General features: G+C 65.5%; 15 protein-coding genes and 1 pseudogene. 11 read left to right on the top strand and 5 right to left on the bottom strand.

Annotated elements, in window-relative coordinates:
- The first annotated feature begins 46 nt into the window (after positions 1-46).
- Positions 47-2,053: a S9 family peptidase gene (locus CO675_RS34920; RefSeq protein ID WP_097676424.1), complete on the top strand. Its 2,007-nt coding sequence runs from the start codon at positions 47-49 to the stop codon at positions 2,051-2,053.
- A 146-nt stretch (positions 2,054-2,199) separates the two neighbouring features.
- Positions 2,200-4,602 carry an EAL domain-containing protein gene (locus tag CO675_RS34915; protein ID WP_097676423.1) on the top strand — a complete coding sequence of 801 codons (2,403 nt, stop codon included), beginning with the start codon at positions 2,200-2,202 and terminating at the stop codon, positions 4,600-4,602.
- A 20-nt stretch (positions 4,603-4,622) separates the two neighbouring features.
- Here the strand turns inward: CO675_RS34915 and CO675_RS34910 are convergent, their stop codons facing one another.
- On the bottom strand, positions 4,623-5,057 hold the full coding sequence (locus CO675_RS34910; RefSeq protein ID WP_097676422.1) for a hypothetical protein: 435 nt from the start codon (positions 5,055-5,057) through the stop codon (positions 4,623-4,625).
- Between the two features lie 71 nt (positions 5,058-5,128).
- On the opposite strand from CO675_RS34910, the gene CO675_RS34905 reads away from it, so the two are divergent.
- The 3 genes and pseudogenes from CO675_RS34905 to CO675_RS34895 all read left to right on the top strand — a co-directional run bounded on the left by CO675_RS34905 (position 5,129) and on the right by CO675_RS34895 (position 6,919).
- Positions 5,129-5,755 carry a hypothetical protein gene (locus CO675_RS34905; RefSeq protein ID WP_245453042.1) on the top strand — a complete coding sequence of 209 codons (627 nt, stop codon included), beginning with the start codon at positions 5,129-5,131 and terminating at the stop codon, positions 5,753-5,755.
- 72 nt (positions 5,756-5,827) lie between these two features.
- Positions 5,828-6,420 (top strand): annotated as a pseudogene (locus CO675_RS34900) (YdcF family protein).
- A 139-nt stretch (positions 6,421-6,559) separates the two neighbouring features.
- Positions 6,560-6,919, top strand: a complete 360-nt coding sequence (locus CO675_RS34895) for a hypothetical protein (RefSeq protein ID WP_143279197.1) — start codon at positions 6,560-6,562, stop codon at positions 6,917-6,919.
- A 110-nt stretch (positions 6,920-7,029) separates the two neighbouring features.
- Here the strand turns inward: CO675_RS34895 and CO675_RS34890 are convergent, their stop codons facing one another.
- Positions 7,030-8,373, bottom strand: coding sequence for an aminotransferase-like domain-containing protein (locus CO675_RS34890; RefSeq protein WP_097676419.1), 1,344 nt, complete (start codon positions 8,371-8,373; stop codon positions 7,030-7,032).
- A gap of 181 nt (positions 8,374-8,554) precedes the next feature.
- Between CO675_RS34890 and CO675_RS34885 the strand changes: the two genes are divergently transcribed.
- From CO675_RS34885 to CO675_RS34875, 3 genes are all read left to right on the top strand, one after another.
- Positions 8,555-8,791, top strand: a complete 237-nt coding sequence (locus CO675_RS34885) for a DUF1127 domain-containing protein (protein ID WP_245453041.1) — start codon at positions 8,555-8,557, stop codon at positions 8,789-8,791.
- A 254-nt stretch (positions 8,792-9,045) separates the two neighbouring features.
- Positions 9,046-11,589, top strand: coding sequence for a bifunctional diguanylate cyclase/phosphodiesterase (locus CO675_RS34880; RefSeq protein WP_097676417.1), 2,544 nt, complete (start codon positions 9,046-9,048; stop codon positions 11,587-11,589).
- 103 nt (positions 11,590-11,692) lie between these two features.
- Positions 11,693-11,896: a hypothetical protein gene (locus CO675_RS34875; protein ID WP_143279196.1), complete on the top strand. Its 204-nt coding sequence runs from the start codon at positions 11,693-11,695 to the stop codon at positions 11,894-11,896.
- A gap of 225 nt (positions 11,897-12,121) precedes the next feature.
- Here the strand turns inward: CO675_RS34875 and CO675_RS34870 are convergent, their stop codons facing one another.
- The 3 genes from CO675_RS34870 to CO675_RS34860 all read right to left on the bottom strand — a co-directional run bounded on the left by CO675_RS34870 (position 12,122) and on the right by CO675_RS34860 (position 14,099).
- On the bottom strand, positions 12,122-12,505 hold the full coding sequence (locus CO675_RS34870) for a hypothetical protein (protein WP_143279195.1): 384 nt from the start codon (positions 12,503-12,505) through the stop codon (positions 12,122-12,124).
- Positions 12,506-12,974: 469 nt separating this feature from the next.
- Positions 12,975-13,400 carry a universal stress protein gene (locus CO675_RS34865; protein WP_021077991.1) on the bottom strand — a complete coding sequence of 142 codons (426 nt, stop codon included), beginning with the start codon at positions 13,398-13,400 and terminating at the stop codon, positions 12,975-12,977.
- Positions 13,401-13,556: 156 nt separating this feature from the next.
- Positions 13,557-14,099 (bottom strand): SixA phosphatase family protein, encoded by a 543-nt coding sequence (locus CO675_RS34860; RefSeq protein ID WP_097676414.1) that lies wholly within the window; start codon positions 14,097-14,099, stop codon positions 13,557-13,559.
- A gap of 94 nt (positions 14,100-14,193) precedes the next feature.
- Between CO675_RS34860 and CO675_RS34855 the strand changes: the two genes are divergently transcribed.
- The 3 genes from CO675_RS34855 to CO675_RS34845 all read left to right on the top strand — a co-directional run bounded on the left by CO675_RS34855 (position 14,194) and on the right by CO675_RS34845 (position 18,331).
- On the top strand, positions 14,194-15,690 hold the full coding sequence (locus CO675_RS34855; protein ID WP_097676413.1) for an NAD(P)/FAD-dependent oxidoreductase: 1,497 nt from the start codon (positions 14,194-14,196) through the stop codon (positions 15,688-15,690).
- A 78-nt stretch (positions 15,691-15,768) separates the two neighbouring features.
- Positions 15,769-16,269 (top strand): peptide-methionine (R)-S-oxide reductase MsrB, encoded by a 501-nt coding sequence (gene msrB, locus CO675_RS34850; protein ID WP_092115436.1) that lies wholly within the window; start codon positions 15,769-15,771, stop codon positions 16,267-16,269.
- A gap of 229 nt (positions 16,270-16,498) precedes the next feature.
- On the top strand, positions 16,499-18,331 hold the full coding sequence (locus CO675_RS34845) for a flagellar hook-basal body complex protein (RefSeq protein ID WP_097676412.1): 1,833 nt from the start codon (positions 16,499-16,501) through the stop codon (positions 18,329-18,331).
- Positions 18,332-18,357 lie beyond the last annotated feature (26 nt).

The following is an 18,357-nucleotide window of genomic DNA, read 5'->3' as shown; positions in this document are numbered from 1 at the left end:
ATCTAACCTTGCGGCGTCGGGGACTGTCGCCGAGGGGGCTGATCAGATGCCTGCGCCAATCGACCGTCGCCTGTTGCTGCGCCGCGCCGCCATGCTCGGTGCCTCGCTGCCATTTGCCGGCCTGATCGGCCCGGCCCGCGGAGAGGCGCCCGCTCTGATCGCGCGCAGGGTGTTCTTCGACAATCCCGATTACATCAATGTCCGCCTCAGCCCGGACGGGACGCTGCTGTCCTATGTTGCGCCGCTCGACGGCGTGAACAATCTCTGGGTCGCGCCGCTGTCCGATCTCCAGGCGGCGCGGCCGGTCACCCGTGTCACCGATCGCAACATCTCGGGCGGCTATCGCTGGGCGCATACCAACCGCCATGTGGTGTTCTTCCGCGAGCGCGATGGCGACGAGAACTGGCGTGCCGCCAGCGTCGACATCAGCGACGGCAAGATTGTGCCGTTGACGCCGGAGACCGGGGTCAAATCCTTCCTGCAGGAGTCCGATCGCAAATTCCCCGAAGAGATGCTGCTGCGGCACAACCAGCGCGACAAGCGCTACTTCGACATGTATCGCGTCAACATCGTGACCGGTGCCAGCGAACTCGTCTACGAGAACCACGATTATGTCGCGCTGATCACCGACAGCACATTCCAGCTGCGGCTGGCGTCGCGCCTGATCGCCGACGGCTCCGCCGAGGTGTTCGAGCGCCATCCGGACGGCAGCTGGGCGCCGTTCATGACGGTGCCGATCGCCGAGACCGATACGACCCAGCTGCTGGATTTCAGCGACGACGGCAAGACGCTGTACCTGATCGACTCGCGCGGTCGCGACAAGGCGGCGTTGTTCGCCCTCGACATGGCGACCCGCCAGACCACGCTGCTCGCCGCCGATGACGATGCCGACATCGTGCGGGCGATCTTCGACGAGAAGCGCCGGCCGTTGGCGGCGCTGGCGATCACAGACCGGATGCGCTGGCACGCCGTCGATCAAAGCGTCGCCAACGACCTCGCCGATCTCAACCGCTACGGCGCCGGCGATATCAGCTTTGTCAGCAACAGCGACGATCTCCGGCTCGGCACGATCCATTTCGAGCGCGACAGCGAGAGCGGTGAATTCGCGCTGCTCGACCGCAAGACGCGCCAGGTGCGCAAGCTGTTCACCCAGCGCCACACGCTCGACGGCCTTGCACTGCGCAAGCTCGAACCGGTCGTGATCCCCTCGCGCGATGGCCTGCGCCTCAACTGCTACCTGACCCGGCCGGCCGAAGCCGCGACCGGCACGGTGCCGCTGGTGCTGGTGATCCATGGCGGGCCGTATTACCGCGACACTTGGGGATTCAGCCCGGTGCATCAATGGCTCGCCAGCCGCGGCTATGCGGTGCTTGCCGTCAACTACCGGGGTTCGACCGGCTTCGGCAAAGCCTTTGTCACCGCCGCCGACCACGAGTGGGGCGGCAAGATGCATGACGACCTGATCGATGCGGTCGATTGGGCAATCGCACAAGGCATCGCCGATCCGAAGCGCGTCGGCTTCTTCGGCGGCAGCTATGGCGGCTATTCGGCGCTGGTCGCCGCGACCAGGACGCCCGATGTTTTCGCCTGCATCGTCGATCTGTTCGGCATCTCCAACCTCGTCACCTTCATGGCGACGATCCCGCCCTATTGGGGTCCGTGGATCAGCGTCTGGAAAAACCGGCTCGGCGATCCCGGCACCGAGACCGGTCGCGCATTCCTGGTCGAACGTTCGCCGCTGACCCACATCGAGCGTGCCGTGAACCCGATCCTGATCGCGCAGGGAATGCGTGACGTGAGGGTTGTGGCGGCTGAGTCCGAGCAGATGGTCAATGCGCTCAAGCAGCGTGGCGTCCCCGTGACCTACATCACATTTGCCGATGAGGGGCACGGTTTTGTGCGGCCGGAAAATCGGCTCGCCTTCTATGGCGTCACCGAAGCATTTCTCGCCAAGCATCTCGGCGGCGGTTGCCAGCCGATCGGAAACGACTTCTCCGGCTCCTCGCTCAAGGTCGAGACCGGGGGCGAGCTGGTGCCCGGGCTACGCGGCTGAGACGAACCGCACCAGCGGATTGCGGTTTTCCTGATCGTGCCGCCTGCATTCAAGGCTTTTTCACCATGCGTGAAGCCTTGCTGCGGTGCGGTTACCGTTCGTACACGAATGCGCTTGTTCTTATAGGTCCATAAATGGGACCTATAATGTATCGCGTTTTAACCTGTCTCACCCTGGAACATGACTGGCGGTTGGTCGTCCTCGGTGGTGTGATCTGTCTGCTCGCCAGCGCCGTCGCGATCAGCCTGTTTCACCGGGCCCGCGCGGCAGAGGGCCGGGCCCGCGAGATCTGGATCGGTCTCGATGCGGCGGTCGGCGGTTGCGGCATCTGGGCCACCCATTTCGTTGCCATGCTGGCCTACGATCCCGGCATCGAGGCCGGCTACAACATTCCGATCACGCTGCTGTCGCTGGTGCTCGCGGTCGCGATCCTGGCCGTCGGCCTGGCGGTCGCAACGCTCAACGAACGCTGGCAGACGGTTGCGGCCGGTGGCGCGATCGTCGGCGTTGGTGTCGCGGCGATGCATTACACCGGCATGCTGGGACTGGAGCTGCCCGCGCGCATCGTCTGGTCGCCCGGCATCGTCGTCACATCGATCGTATTCGGAAGCTTGTTTGGCGCGCTCGCGCTGGTCGTTGCCACGCGCGGTGAACGCCTTGGCGCCACGGCGGCTGCGACCGGTCTTCTGACGGTTGCGATCGTCTCGCATCATTTCACCGGGATGGGTGCGGTGACGCTGGTCCCGGATCCGACCATCGTTCCCGACGGACTTACGGTCTCGCCGCGCGTGCTGTCGTTCATGACCGCGGTTGCGGCCTTCGCGATCCTCGGCCTCTCGCTGATCGCCTCCATCCTCGATCGCCGCGCCAAGACCGAACTGCACAAGCAGAAGCTGGTGCTGGATACCGCGCTCGAGAACATGTCGCAGGGACTGTGCATGTTCGATGCCGACGGCCGCATCATGCTGTTCAACGAGCGCTACAGCGAGATCATGGGGCGCAATCGCGTGCCGCTGCAGGGGCGGCTGTTGATCGACGTCCTGCAGGACCTCCACTCGATCGGTGAGTGGGACGGCGATCCCGAGGAATTCTGCAACGCGCTCGTCGCCGAGGCAAAGGCCGGCCACAGCGCGACGCGGATCGTCAGCCGCAACGAGCGCGCGATTCGCGTCGTCGATCAGCCGATGAAGGGTGGCGGCTGGGTCGCGACCTTCGAAGACATCACCGAATGGCAGCAGGCGCAGGAACAGATTTCACACATGGCGCGGCATGACGCGCTGACCAATTTGCCGAACCGGACGCTGTTCCGCGAGCAGCTCGAGAAGGCTTCGCGGCTGGCCAAGCGCTCCGACCAGCTGGCGGTGCTCTGCCTCGACCTCGATCATTTCAAGGAGATCAACGACACGCTCGGACATCCGATCGGCGACGCGCTGCTGCGCGAGGTCGCGCGCAGGCTCGGCGAATGCGTGACCGAGCACGACACCGTGGCGCGGCTCGGCGGCGACGAATTCGCCATCGTGCAGTTCTGCAGCAATTGCGAGCCGTCGGTGGTGTCGTCGCTGGCAAGTGCGGTGGTCGAACGGATCGCCGCACCCTATGAGATCGGGGGCCATCAGCTCGTGATCGGCGTCAGCATCGGCATCTCGCTCGCGCCCGAGGACGGCAAGGATCCCGACGAGCTGCTGCAGAAGGCGGATCTGGCGCTGTACCGCGCCAAGGCCGACGGCCGCGGCACCTATCGGTTCTTCGAGACCGGGATGGATGCGCGAGCGCAGGCGCGCCGCCTGCTCGAGCGCGACCTGCGGCTCGCGCTCCAGCGCGACGAGTTCGAGGTCTATTATCAACCGATCCGCGATGTCGTGGGCGATCGGGTCGTCGCCTTCGAGGCGCTGGCGCGCTGGAATCATTCGCTGCGCGGGCTGATCGCGCCGAACAATTTCATTCCGGTCGCCGAGGAAACCGGGCTGATCGTTCCGCTCGGCGAGATCGTGCTGCGCAAGGCTTGCGCGGAAGCGGTGAGATGGCCTGCGGACGTCGCGGTCGCCGTCAACCTGTCTCCGGTGCAGTTCAAGAATCCGAACCTGGTGTCGTCGGTGAAGGCGGCGCTGGAGGCGTCCGGCCTGTCGGCGGATCGGCTCGAGCTCGAGATCACCGAATCGGTGCTGCTGCAGAACAGCGAGGCGACGCTTGCGGTGCTGCATGAGCTGCGCGGTTTCGGCGTCCGGATCTCGTTGGACGATTTCGGCACCGGCTATTCCTCGCTGAGCTACCTGCGCAGCTTCCCGTTCGACAAGATCAAGATCGACCGCTCCTTCGTGACCGACCTTGCGACGCGCGAGGATTCGATGGCGATCGTGCGCGCCGTCACCGGTCTCGGCAAGAGCCTCGGTATCGTCACCACCGCCGAGGGGGTCGAGACCGATACCCAGTTCGACCTGCTGCGTCAGGAAGGCTGCACGCAGGCGCAGGGCTATCTGTTCAGCCCGCCGCGGCCGGCGGCTGACGTCGCCAAGATGTTGCGCCCGGCGCCGGAACGTTCGGTCGCCTGATCTGGAGGAAGTTCGGGCGCTCAGCTCTTGCGCAGGGCAAAATAGGCGCCGCAGAAAGCCATTGCTGCGCCGAGGCACAGCGCGGCGAGGCCGGCGAGGACGGCGGAAAAGGTCGAGCCCGTGCTCGGCGCCGACGCGGCCTGGCCGGCGCCGGCCAGCATCAGCACGCCGACGACGATCAGGAACTGCCGCATCCGCTGCGGGATCTGGCCGGCCACCGCGCTGTGCATCAGATTGGCGGTGAAGTAGCCGCCGGAAAACCCGACGCTCGCGATCAGCCACCAGGCGATCGCCGCGCCTGCCGGCATGAACTCGTGGGTATCGGAGCGCCACAGGCCGCCGAGATCGAGCCCGTAGCGCGCGCCGAGCATGTGCACGGCAAGCGCCAGCAGCACGCCGGATATCATCGCGCCGCCGAGGATGAGGTAACGCGGAAAATAGGTCGTCTCGGGCATGGCTCGCTTGTAGGATAGGCGCGACATCCCATGCAAGCGCGCGGATGCGTCCGAACAGGTGGAACGGCGGATTGCCAACAACGTTGCAGGACCGGTCTGAGGCAGGCGAGGGTTCGCCGCTGCATTATGCCTACAAGGCCTCTCTGGTCGGCTCGGCGCACCAGTTCGAGCTGACCGCGGCCGGGCTGTCGTGGCGGATCGCCGGCAGATCGGGCGTGTGGGATTACAAAGACATCTCCGCCGTCAAGCTGTCCTACCGGCCGGTCTCGATGCAGCAGCAGCGGTTTCGCGCCGACATCGACAACGCCAAAGGCGGGCGGATCGCAATCCTCTCGACCACCTGGCAGACCGCGACGCTGGTCGCGCCGCAAGGACATCTCTACCGCGACTTCATCGTCGAGCTGCATCGCCGGATGCAGGCGGCGGGCAGCACGGCGAGGCTGGTCGGAGGCCTCGGGCCGAAGACATATACGGCCGCGCTGGCGCTGCTCGGGTGCCTTGCGGTGGCAATGACCGGATTGCTGGTGATGGCGCTGCTGGCCGCGAACTGGATGGGCGCGCTGTTCCTGGTCGGCTTCGCCGCGCTGTTCTCCTGGCAGGTCGGCGGCTTCGTCACCCGCAATCGCCCGCGGCGCTACCGCTTCGATCAATTGCCCGATGCGCTTTTGCCGAAGCCGGTGCGCAATCAAGCGCAATGAAATGTGACTTCGTGCGGGCGTCCGTGCGCGACATCGTCGGCGCATATTGTAGCCAGCAGAGCGAGCATCGGCATGGACGATCGTAGTTTGCGGATGCCGTCGCGCGACGAGATCGCCGCGATCAATGCCCGGCACCTGATCGAGACCCGCTCAAGCCCGCTGATCTCCTGTTCGTGTTCGGCACACGCGGCGATGTTGCCGGGCGGGTCGCGGCGGCGGTCCGGCTCTGGCGCGACGGCTTTGCGCGCTGGTCGATCGTGAGCGGCGGCGTGACGCCGGGCGATGACCGCTCGGAATGCGAGATCATCAAGGCTGCGATGGTGGCGGGCGGCGTGCCCGCAGAGTGGATCCTCGAGGAGCATCGCGCGCAGAACACCGGCGAGAACGTGATCTTCTCGCTGCCGGTGATCGACGCGGCGCTGGGGCTCGGTAATATCAGGAGCGTGATCTGCCTCGGCAACAGCTGGACCGCGCGGCGCTATCCGATGACGCTGCACCGGCACTGGCCGGAGGTCGAGAAGATGCTGGTGACGGTGGATCATTTTGCGGTGCCGCGTGCGCACTGGCACACCATTCCAGAGTTTCGCCGCCGGGTCCTGAGCGAATGGGACAAGATCGAGCCGTACAAGGCGAGGGGGTTCATCGCGGAGTGGCCGGTTGCCTGAAGGCACGTTCGCGATGAAGCGCGGATATCGACGAGCCGGCTGGATAAGGCGACCAAGGCTCTCGCTGTCGGACTGTAAGGGGGCTGTAAGCCACGCGCTGTAAACTCGGCACCTGATTTGCTTTTAGCTGGAGTGTCAGATGACAATCCGGACCCCCATTCTGACTCTATGCCTCGTGCTCTTGAGCATCCCCCCGGCGCTTTCCAAGGGCGGCAGCGTAGGCAACAAGCATGATCCGCTCGATCCCAATCACGTCGACGCTTTGCCGCTCGATGTGCGGCAATACGTTGCCGGCATTTGCAAGGGCCCGCCTGTCGCGCAGCACGACTTTGCGACCTACTCACCGCAGGAAAAGCGCTGGCGGATCAACCTCGAATATCTGCAGTGCGGCGTGATCGGGGAATATCGCAGGGGCAACCAATGCCTGGACGTCGACTTCGTCGCCGACGGCGCGCATTTTCGTCTCGCGAGAAAGACGTATGCGGCCTGTGGCTTTTGAGGCTCTGGCGCCGGAATCACTCGAAGCGGGCCGCTGCGGGTGTTGCGATCGCGCCTGCCGCGCGTACCCAATGCTGGATTGTTGCGGCGCTTCGGAGTGAGTGTGCGCTGTCACTCCGTCGAGTCAAAATCCTCCTCGGTCGCGCTCAGCATTCCGGCCAAGGTGCGCAGGCCGATGTCGAGTTGCTCCATCGGCGGCGCGGCAAGCGCGAGCCGCACCGCATTGGGCGCGTGCCCCGGCGTGGCGGCGAAGGTGGTCGATGGCGTCAGCGCGATGTCGCGCCGCGCCGCGGCCGCGACCAGGGTTTGCGAGCGCCAGTGCGGCGGCAAGGTCAGCCACAGATGGTAGGATTTCGGGTTGGTCTGGATCTCGAAATCGGCCAGGTGCTTGGCCGCGATCTGCTGGCGGCGGCCGGCGTCGATCCGCTTCAGCCGTGACAGTTCGGCGGCGGTGCCGTCGGCCATCAGCCGCTGCCCCGCGGCGAAGGCGTAGCCCGACGCGGTCCAGCCGCCCGAGCGCACTGCGGCCATGACGTTTTCGCGCAGCCGTGGCGGCGGGACGATGAAGCCGAGCGCGAGGCCGGGCGCGACCTTCTTCGACAGGCTGTCGAGCACGATGCAGCTGTCCGGCGCGAGCGCGGCCAGCGGCATCTCATCGTCGAGGAATCCGTAGACGCCATCCTCGATGACGACGAGGCCGAGCTTCTCCACCACGCGCAACAGCTCGGCGCGTCGCTCGGCCGGCATCGTGATGCTGAGCGGGTTCTGGATCGTGGGCTGGACGTAGAGCGCGGACAGATGCGCCTCGCGGTGCGCCTTCTGCACCGCGTCGGGGCGCACGCCGTGCTCGTCCATCGCAAGCGGCACCAGCGCGATGCCGAGCCGTGCGGCGATGCCCTTTACGAACGGATAGGTCAGCGCCTCGACGCCGCAGCGTCCGCCCGGCGGTACGACGGCGGCGAGCGCCGAGGCGATGCATTGCCGGCCATTGGCGGTGAACACGATCTGGTCGGGATTCGGCGCCCAGCTCTTGCGCGCCAGGAATTCCGCGGAGATCGTGCGCGCCGCTCGCGTGCCGAAACTGGTCGCCGGCCGCAGCGCGCCCTCGAGCACCTCGGGTCGCTCCAGCCCTTCGAGGCTCTTGGCGATCATCGTCGCCTGATGCGGCAGCAGCGGATAGTTGAATTCGAGGTCGATGCGGGCGCCGCGCGGTTCGGGCGGAGCGGCGATGCCGCGGCGCGCCTCGCCGGACACGAAGGTGCCGCGGCCGACTTCACCGACCACCAATCCGCGCCGCAACAGCTCGGTGTAGACCCGGCTCGCAGTCGAGACCGCGATGTTGCGGTCATAGGCGAAATGCCGCTGCGGCGGCAGGCGGTCGCCCGCCTTCAGCGCGCCGCTGGCGATCTCGGCGGCCACCGCATCCGCCAGCTTCAGATATTCGAACCTCGACATTATTGCACCGAGAGCAATGTTTTACTTGCTCCGAGTAATGTACCGGATCATTTAAGAGGGAACAAGCCCATGATTGCACCGAAGAGCGCGCAAGCGGTCCGAGGTCTCAACGGCACAGGTGCTGAAACGGCATTTGTGTCAACGGCATAGCTTTGCCGTTTGGGCATCGAAGGAGACGACAATGACGACGATGTACTCAGCCGCGGAATCGCCCGCACGGTCCAGCATGATGAGCGGATTGCTCCGATTGCTCCGAATGTCGGGCGATGCACTCGCGACCTATTGGGTGCGCCGCGAGGCGATCAAGACGCTGCGCCAGCTCGATGACCGGACGCTGCGCGATATCGGGATCTCGCGCTGTCAGATCGAGACCGCCGTCACCGGCGATTTCGATATCGAGCTGGTGCGGATCCGTTGAGCAGCGGCGTGATGCGACGGCTTCGCGTGAGCGGAGCGGTCGCATCGCAGACGGCCGCAATGGTCCAGTGTTTGAGCGTGGCGAAGGATAGTTCAGATTGAGCCACGTCCGGACACCAGGTGCCGGTTGCAGAATTCACCGAAACTACACCAAAGATGCCGAAGACCCCCGGTTTGTGATCGCCGTCGCTCCAAGGTTGTGACGCGCTATGCTAGCGTAATAGTTGCGTACGCTAGCGTTGTAGTTGGGGACCGATGGCCGCTCGCAAATTGTCGCAAGGGCAGGCCCCGACCCGGGAAGCGCGCCGCCGCTGGCACGAGGAGCGGTCGCTGCGGTGCGCCATCAGATTGGCCCGCATGGGCTATTGGGAGTCGCAGAGCGCCGCCGCGACCGATCTCTGGATATCGCCCGAGCTTGCTGCCTTCTACGAATTCGAGACGGTCGACGGCTACATCCCGATCGCCACGGTGCGCGAGCGCTATCTGCCTGAAAGCCGGAAGGTTCTTGAGGCGCATTACGCGGCGTGCTGGGCGGAGGGGCGGCCCTATGCGGTCCGCACGCGGCTCCGCAGTTCCGACGGCAGCCTGCTCGACTGCGTGGTGCAGGGCGAACCGGAATTCGACGCGCGCGGTCAGGTCCGGCGCGTGTCCGGCATTGTCCGCGACGTCACGGAGGAGACGTCCGCGCTGCGGCGCCTGACCGAGAGCGAGCAACGGCTGGCCGATTTTGTCTCGACCGCCTCGGACTGGTGCTGGGAGAGCGACGCTGCCCATCGGCTATTGCCCTATCCCAAATCGCTTGCCGGCAACGCGGCCTTCCAGACGGTGGCTTCCGGCGGCAAGGCGCGCTGGGAACTGGCCTATGCGCCCGAGGACGCCGAGGCCATGGCGCGGCACCGGGCCGACATGGAGGCCCGTCGCCCCTTTCGCGACTTCACCTATACGCTGATCGGCCAGGACGGGTCGCGCGTCAGCATCTGCACCAGCGGCAAGCCGATCTACGCCGATGATGGCAGCTTTCTCGGCTATCGCGGCACGTCCAGCGACATCACCCAGCTCCGGGCGGCCAAGGCATTGCTCGACCAGCGCACGCGGGCGCTTGAGGAAGCGCACCGGCTCGGCAAGATCGGCACCTGGGGTTTCCGGCTCGACACCGGCCGCACGATTTGGGCGCCCGAGCTCCACCAGCTGCTCGGCTTCGACCACGATACGTTCGAGCCGACCGACGAGAGCATGAGGCCTTATTTCCTCGACGGCGACGCCGACCGCTTCAAGGACCTGCAGCGGAGGGTCGTTCGCACCCGCAGGACCGAGGCCACCGACCTGCGCATCCTGCACGCGGACGGCACGGCCCGCGATCTGGCTGTCATCTGCAAGGCGGAGGTCGCCCACGACAAGGTCATCGGCATCATCGGCACCGTGCAGGACGTTACCGAGCGCAAGGAGGCCGAGCGCCAACTCGAGCAGCTCGCCTACACCGATCCTTTGACCGGCCTCGCCAATCGCGCGCTGTTCACGCGCCAACTCGGTGCGCTGATTGAGGGCTGCACCCGGGACGACCGGGGCGCCGCGCTGCTGCTCATCGATCTCGATCGCTTCAAGGAGGTCAATGATTCCCTCGGCCATGCCGCCGGTGACAAATTGCTGATCCAGGTGGCGGCTGCGCTGCGGCAGGAGCTGGGGCCGTGCGCCTTCATCGCCCGGCTCGGCGGCGACGAATTCGCCGTGCTGGCGGAAGGATACGTCATGTCCGACGGAGCGCTGACCGGGCTTGCCGATCGGCTCATCGGCAAGCTGTCGGTCCCCGTCGATCTCGCCGAGGGCGAGGCCTTCGTCGGCGCCACCATCGGCATCGCCCGTCTGCCGGAGCACGGGGCGACGGCGGAGACCGCCGTGCGCAATGCGGACCTGGCGCTCTATATGGCCAAGGAAGCCGGGCGCGGCCGTGCGCAATTGTTCGAGCCGGTCTATGCGCAGGCCGTCGATCAAAGGCTCGACCTCGGCCGGCATCTGCGCCATGCGGTGGAGACCGGCGCTCTTGAGGCCCATTACCAGCCGCAACTCGACCTGCGGACCGGCAACGTCACCGGCTTCGAGGCGCTGCTGCGCTGGACCCATCCCGAGCGCGGTCCGATCTCGCCGGCCGAGTTCATCCCGATCGCCGAGAGCTCAGGGCTCATTGTCGATCTCGGCCAGTGGGTGCTGCGCGAGGCCTGCCGGCAGGGCCGCGCCTGGCTCGATGCCGGGTTGCCGCCGCGCTCCGTCTCGGTCAACGTCTCGCCGGCGCAGATCTGGAATGTGGATTTCGAGACGATCGTCTCGGCCGCGCTGGCGGAGACCGGCTTTCCCGCGAAGCTGCTCTGCCTCGAGCTCACCGAAAGCCTGTTCGTCGATCACAGCGAGCAGCGCATCAGCCGCACGCTGACGGCGCTCTCCGGTCTTGGCGTCCGCCTGGCGCTCGACGATTTCGGCTCGGGCTATTCCTCGCTCGGCTATCTGACGCGGCTGCCGTTCCACTGGCTGAAGGTGGACCGCGCCTTCGTCGATGGCATCTCCACCGCACCGGAGAAGCGCAAGCTGCTCGGCGGCATCATCGCGCTGTCGCACGGGCTCGGCATGACCGTGGTCGCAGAGGGCGCCGAATTGCCGGCCGAAGTGGACGTGCTCGGCGGGCTCGATTGCGATCTCGTGCAGGGCTTCGTGTTCTCTCCGCCCGTCGCCGCCGACAAGGCGCCGTTGGTGGCGGCTGGCATCGAGCGCGAGGCGCGCCGGATCGAGCCAAAACGCAATCGCCTCTAGAAGCGATAGCGCTTTCGCTTGTTGCCTGGATTGGGGCGCGTCGAAAACTCTTCCTCAACCCGTAGATGTTGTAGATTTCTCAACCGCATCCAAGGAGCGGAATGTGCAGATGGGAGCCTCGATTGGCGACACCGCCTCCACAATCCTCTTGATCACGCTCTTTGTTCTGGGATTCGTCGCAAAGACCCTGTGGGGGGAGTCCTTCGAGCGGCTCGGCGACGACGTTGAAGCCCCGTATATCTTCAAGGTGGTCGGCATCGGGCTAATCGTGTTCTTCTTGATCGCGATCACCTTCAGGCTCATCTGAACAAGTCTGTTTCGGGTCAAAAGCCGCCCATGGCGACCGAACAGATGGACTTCCGCTTCACCTCGTAGAGCCGACGTTCCCGATGGTCATGCAGACCGGCGGCTATGGGCCAAGTGCGGAACAACATGGCCCTTTGGCGTGACCGCAGGGTGCTACCCAACGACGATTATACTCCAGCGTATGTCTACCGTGCAGCTTCTGTCGGTCCGTTCGAGTTGGTCATCACTATTGAACAAATCGGCGAAGCAGGCCGAACAACGAGATGATCAGAAGGAAGCAGATCGAGATGCCAATGAGCACCGACATCATCCGACTTGCGAATTGCCAGCTCATCGGCCCCAGAAAGCGAGATTGGGGTCCCATCACCACGACGATGATTTCTCGGCATGCAGCCAGAACAGCGAGACCTCCGGCGGCAATTAGAAAGACATTCAAGCCAAGTTCAGCGAGAAATCCGACGGGATCGCTGGAGTAAGTGACAGCGTCGGGCCCGACCGACCACTTCCTGTGCACCACAAGGGCGCCTGTCTTGAACCAGTCGCTTAAACGGCCGACCGACACGTAGGCTATGGTGCCCATGAACATGCCAAGCAGAAGAGATGTCGCCAACCTACGCATCTAATGGTTGTGCAGCAAACTCACTAACACATGGTGACTGTAAGGGCCCAAACTCTATCGAGATTGCCAATCCGAAGATCAGGGCTCGCCCTTCGATGTCCGCAACGGGTCAGAAGCTGAAGAACTCGATGTAAGCACAATGCGTCCGCTTTCGGGTGCATGGCGACTAATCGCCGTCGGTCAGCCGCCTCATTGAGCCTGACTGCCGAACCGTGGCTCTAACGCCTGAATGCAGGATGTGATTTGGCTGCGGCCGCAAACAGTGCGCGTTACCTCTCTGCCTACGACATGCGGGCGAGGGGGCGTACATACAACTTCGGAATATTAGAAATGTATCCCTGAGTTGCCCGACGTGTCAAGTCGCCTTGGCCGAGCGCCGGCGGCGGCCGGCTACTGTGCATGGGGTTGTTTTCGATATTTTGGCAGCGCCGCCTGCGACGGCCCCAAAACTCATTGAGCTTTAGTGCCGCACCACCAGCACCGAGCACTTGGCGTAGCGCACCACGTGCCCGGCGTTGGAGCCGAGGAAGTAGGTGCGCATCGCCGGGCGGTGCGAGGTCATCACGATCAGGTCGGCCTTCATGGTCGCGGCCTCTTCGAGGATCTCGTGATAGATGCCGCCCTGGCGGACCACGCCGGAGATGCGTCCGGGCGCGATGCCGGATTCGCGCGCGACGATGGCGAGCGCCTCTTCCGATGTTTCACGCTGCTGGCTGTCGAAATCCGCCGGGACATATTCGGCGAGCATCACCGGCGTCATCGGCAATACGTTGAGCAGGCGCACCGCGCCGTTCCAGGTTTGCGACAGCGTCGCAGCGGTTGCGATCGCAGGCTTCGCCAGATCGGTATCGGCGAGGTCGATCGGCACGAGAATGGACTTGTACATCAGCGCCTCCTGTCCGCGATTGGTCTGGAGCCGTTTGGTCCCTGTGCCGGGACGCGCGCTTCTTGTTCTTCGGATAGCTCGTCGTGTCGCCGCGAACCGGTCCCCCTGTCGCGCCGACATCAATATAGCATGGCAGAACAGCGCTGTCCGCTTGCGTCAGCCGCGCGAGGCCTGCTTCAACAGTTTAGGGCTGACGAACAGCACGAGCTTGCCGCGCCGGAAGGAGACGTCGTTCCAGTCGTCGGTCGCGAAGTCGAACACGGCGAGCCCCGAGGTCGGCAGATTGTCGCCGAGCGCGCGCTTGGCGGCCTCGTCGCCGCTGCCGGTCAGCGTCAGCGCGAGCTCGTGCATGCCGGGATTATGGCCGATCAGCATCAGCCGCTTCGGGTCGGTGACGGAGGCCATCCGGATCGCGGTGAGCAACTGCGCCGGATCGGCGCCGTAGAGTTCCGGCACGAATTCGACTTTCGGCGCAGGTCCGGCGCCCTTCAGCGCCTCGCGCACGATCTCCCAGGTCTGCGTGGTGCGGGCCGCCGGCGACACCAGCGCCAGATTGGGCAAAGGCGGGTGGCGGGCGATCCAGCCGCCGATCTCCCCCGCATCACGGTGGCCGCGCTCGTCGAGACGACGGTCCTGGTCCTGCCCCGAAGGCGCGTCGGTTTCGGTCTTGGCGTGACGCAGCAGCAGCAAACGGCGCATGGACTTCCATCTCGATTCGGTCTGGTCGAATTAATTCTACAGGCGCATGCCCTGGACAAGGTGACAAGCGCCGCAGCGGTTCGTAAGAAACGACATGAGCGAGACTTCCACAAGTGCGGCAGACGGCCCCGACGAGGCGGCCTCGCCGGTCCGCGACCGTCTGGCATTCGACCTCGACGTCGACGTTTGCGTGGTCGGGGCGGGGCTGGCCGGCCTGACCGTGGCCCGCGAGGCGGCGCGGCTCGGCGCCAGCGTCGCCGTGCTCGAGGGCCGCCAGGTCGGCTGGAACGCCTCCGGCCATCATCTCGGCACCGTGATGCCGGGCTTCGGCCTGCCGATCTCGGATGTGATCGAGCGCGTCGGCCTCGATGATGCCCGCGAATTGTGGGCGCTGTCGAAGGAGGGCGCCGAGTATGTCCGCGCCACCGCCACCGAGGATCTGATCCCGGGCATCAGCCCCAGCGACGGCGCGCTGGAGGTCTCCAATGTCGATGTTGGCGAAGCGCTGATCAGCCGGCTGCAGACGCTCGGTGAGGAATTCGCCACCGAGGTCGAAGGCTGGCAGGTCGATCGCGTGCGCAGCGTGCTGAAGACCGGGCGCTATTTCCACGGCATCTATTATCCGAAGGCGTTCCAGATCGACGGCCGCAAATATGTCCACGGTCTCGCCGCGCTGGCGATGCGGGCCGGAGTGCGGATCTTCGAGGAGACGCCGGTCGTCAGCATCGATTTTTCGGGCATCCGCAAACGCATCGTGACGCCGACGGCGCGGTTGCGTGCCAACCATATCGTCCTCGCCGGCAATATCCATCTCGGCGCGCCGCTGAAGCGCCTGTCGGATACGCTGCTGCCGGTGTGGCGCTACGCGGCGTTGAGCGAACCGCTCGGCGAGCGGCTGGCGGAGGCGATCGCCTTTTCCGGCTCGGTCGTCGACAGCGACGGCATCGACCATTTCCGTGTCGTCGATGGCGATCGCCTGCTGTGGGCCAGTCCCGAGACGACCTGGGACGCGCGGCCGAAGCGGTTTGGTGCGGCGGTGCAGCGTCGCATCGCCACGGTGTTTCCTCAGCTCGGCAAGGTTCCGATCGCTGACACCTTCGGTGGCGCAGTCGGCGTCACCGTGCATGGTATGCCGCAGATCGGGCAATTGCGCAGGGGCCTTTGGGTGGCGAGCGGCTTCGGCCGGCAGGGGCTCAACACCTCGGCGCTGGCCGGGCAGCTGATCGCGCGCAGCATCCTGTGGGGCGACGACCGCTGGCGGCTGTTTTCGCCGTTCGAGCTGGTTTGGGCCGGCGGCACCACCGGCCGGGTCGCCGGTCATTTCATCGGCCTGTGGGCAAGGGGCGCCGCATCCGCGGCGGGCGTGCTGGCGCGTTACCGCGAGGGTGCACGTGCGAAGGAGCGCCGCCGCGAGGCGCGGCTGGCCGAGGCCAATCTCAAGGCGGGAACCCGGGGGCCGGCGCCCCGCCGTCCGCCGCCGTCGGCCGTGCGGCCCGTGCCGCCGCCCGCGCCCCGGCAGACTGAGGGCAGTGAGCAGCCATATGCCCATCCCTCGCAAGAAAGTGAGCGGATCTCCGACGGGCGGACGTAACGTCCGGCGGCGGGGTTCGTATTTGGTGGCGAGCCAGTCTTGTTCGCCAGCTTTGGCCGTCCGCATCGGAGATGATTGATGATCGATCGCCGCATCCTGCTTGCTTCCGTCGCCGGCCTGTTCGGCCTTGCCGCCTTCCGCTGGCTGCGCGCCTCGCCGGCGCAAGCCGCCGAGAAATTCGAGATCGAGAAGACCGACGCCGAATGGCGCGCGCAGCTCACGCCGCAGCAATATGAGATCCTGCGCCAGGAGGGCACCGAGCGGCCGGGATCGAGCCCGCTGCTCAAGGAGCATCGCAAGGGCACCTTCGCCTGCGCCGGCTGCGACCTGCCGCTGTTCTCGTCCGAGACCAAGTATGAAAGCGGCACCGGCTGGCCGAGCTTCTGGAAGCCGCTGGACAATGCGATCGGCACCACGTCGGATCGCACCTTCGGCATGCTGCGCACCGAGGTGCATTGCCGCCGCTGCGGCGGCCATCTCGGCCATGTTTTCGACGACGGCCCGAAGCCGACCGGGCTGCGCTACTGCATGGACGGTTTTGCGCTGGTGTTCCACCCGGCCGCACCCTCGGCGACCTGACGCTCGTAAGCGCGTCAAACCAAGACGAAGGAGCGCGGTCAGAACTGCGCTCCGTCCCGGCAATTGTTGCCTGCCCGGCAATTGTGCCCCGGTTAAACGGCCGGGGCTTTTTTTTCAAGCGCATGATTTTGTTACGTTTCGTTTCGTGGCACGACCTTTGCGACATGCTCCGCCGATGCGGCCGTTCCTGTGATTGCCAGCCGCCGGGAATCGAATTGGAGAACATGTCATGGGTATCTTCGGCGCTCTTACGACGGCGGTCGGTGGCTTGCGCGCAGGGTCGTACGCGCTCGAAAACATCTCCGGCAACATTGCCAACTCGCAGACCACGGCGTTCAAGCGCATCGATACCTCCTTTCTCGACCTCGTCCCGCAGACCGCGCTGACCGCGCAGCTCGCCGGCGGTGTCACGGCGCAGTCGCGCTCGACCAACTCGGTGCAGGGCGACGTGCAGTCGGCGTCGGTCGCGACCTTCATGGCGATCAACGGCAACGGCTTCTTCGCGGTGCAAAAGCCGGGCAGCTTCACCGACGGCTCGCCGGTGTTCGACGGCGTCGACCGCTACACCCGCCGCGGCGATTTCCAGCTCAACAAGGACGGCTATCTCGTCAACGGCGCCGGCTATTATCTCGAGGGCGTGCCGATCGACCCGACCACCGGCAACCCCTCGGGCTCCTCGCCGCAGGTGCTGCGGTTCAAGAACGACTTCCTGCCGGCGCAGCAGACCACCAAGATCGACTACCGCGCCAACCTCGCGTCCTATCCCCTGACCACGGCGCACGACACCTCGGTCCCCGGTTCGGAGCTGATCCGGCCGGGCGCGTTCAGCGCCGGACATAACCCGCTGGTGCTGGGCACGCCGGCCGCGCCGTATACCGATTCATCGGTCACCGGCACCGCGCAGAACAACAAGGCGACGCCGTCGGTCGCCAATACCGCAGCGACCCTGCTTTCGGGCGCGGCGGGCAGCGATTCGATCAATGCCAGCTTCAGCGCCGGCTCTGCCGGCCCCCCGGCCGTGCCCGCCGACACGATCACGGTCAACGGCACCGTCATCACCTTCGTGGCGTCGGGCGCGACCGGCAACCAGCTCAACGTCACCGACAGCATCGGGACACTGCTCGCCAAGATCGACTCGATCACCGGCACCGCGACGCCATCGACGATCAGCGGCGGCAAGATCACGCTGCATTCGGGCACGGCGGCAGACCTCAACGTGACCAGCTCGAACTCGACCGCGCTTGCGGCGCTTGGCTTCACCGGCTCGGCGGTTGCGACCCGCGGCGGCGGCGGCACGGTGGGCACCGGCCAGGTCGTCGGCAACGACAACTCGACCTTCCTGAATGAATCCGTCTCGGGCGGCGCCGTCACGGCCTACGACGTGTCGGGTGCGCCGGTGAACCTGCAATTCCGCTGGGCCAAGACCGACAGCTCCTCGCTGGGCTCCGGGCATACCGATAGCTGGAACCTGTTCTATCAGGTCAATCCCAACGCGACCGGCACGCAGGTCTCCTGGCAGAACGCCAACATCAACTTCACTTTCGGGGCGAACGGCCAGATGTCGCCGGCGATCTCCTCGGTCGCGCTCAACAATGCCGTCGTCAACGGCGTGTCGCTTGGCAGCCCCGTGATCAATTTCGGCTCCGGTGGCGTGACCCAGTTCGCCGACGCCAACGGCAACGTCCAGGTCAACCAGATCCAGCAGGACGGTTTCCCGGCAGGCCAGCTGCAGTCGGTCAGCGTCTCGACCAACGGCCGCATCGTCGGCAATTACACCAACGGCCGCAACATCGACCTCGCCGAAATCTCGGTGGCGACCTTCAACGGCACCAACTTCCTCAAGCGCATCGACGGCGGTGCGTTCGAGGCGACCGACGAGTCCGGCGCGGCGTTGTTCGGCAAGGCCGGCACCATCGTCGGTTCGTCGCTCGAGAGCTCGAACACCGACATCGCCGACGAGTTCACCAAGCTGATCGTGACCCAGCAGGCCTATTCGGCCAACACCAAGGTGATCACGACGACCAATTCGATGGTGCAGGACCTCCTGAACGTCGTGCGTTGATCGCATCGATGATGCACGTGTGAAGC

Origin of the sequence: Bradyrhizobium sp. C9 (assembly GCF_002532045.1) — a bacterium.
Classification (GTDB): domain Bacteria; phylum Pseudomonadota; class Alphaproteobacteria; order Rhizobiales; family Xanthobacteraceae; genus Bradyrhizobium.
Note: the sequence above shows the minus strand (reverse complement) of the source record. Positions and strands in the feature narration are given on the sequence as shown.

Bases quoted from the DNA above. Each gene is read 5' to 3' on its own strand.
- CO675_RS34855 (WP_097676413.1), top strand. From the start codon at position 14,194: ATGAGCGAGACTTCCACAAGTGCGGCAGACGGCCCCGACGAGGCGGCC.
- msrB (WP_092115436.1), top strand. From the start codon at position 15,769: ATGATCGATCGCCGCATCCTGCTTGCTTCCGTCGCCGGCCTGTTCGGC.
- CO675_RS34865 (WP_021077991.1), bottom strand. From the start codon at position 13,400: ATGTACAAGTCCATTCTCGTGCCGATCGACCTCGCCGATACCGATCTG.
- CO675_RS34915 (WP_097676423.1), top strand. From the start codon at position 2,200: ATGTATCGCGTTTTAACCTGTCTCACCCTGGAACATGACTGGCGGTTG.
- CO675_RS34895 (WP_143279197.1), top strand. From the start codon at position 6,560: ATGACAATCCGGACCCCCATTCTGACTCTATGCCTCGTGCTCTTGAGC.
- CO675_RS34920 (WP_097676424.1), top strand. From the start codon at position 47: ATGCCTGCGCCAATCGACCGTCGCCTGTTGCTGCGCCGCGCCGCCATG.
- CO675_RS34890 (WP_097676419.1), bottom strand. From the start codon at position 8,373: ATGTCGAGGTTCGAATATCTGAAGCTGGCGGATGCGGTGGCCGCCGAG.
- CO675_RS34845 (WP_097676412.1), top strand. From the start codon at position 16,499: ATGGGTATCTTCGGCGCTCTTACGACGGCGGTCGGTGGCTTGCGCGCA.
- CO675_RS34885 (WP_245453041.1), top strand. From the start codon at position 8,555: ATGACGACGATGTACTCAGCCGCGGAATCGCCCGCACGGTCCAGCATG.
- CO675_RS34880 (WP_097676417.1), top strand. From the start codon at position 9,046: ATGGCCGCTCGCAAATTGTCGCAAGGGCAGGCCCCGACCCGGGAAGCG.
- CO675_RS34910 (WP_097676422.1), bottom strand. From the start codon at position 5,057: ATGCCCGAGACGACCTATTTTCCGCGTTACCTCATCCTCGGCGGCGCG.
- CO675_RS34860 (WP_097676414.1), bottom strand. From the start codon at position 14,099: ATGCGCCGTTTGCTGCTGCTGCGTCACGCCAAGACCGAAACCGACGCG.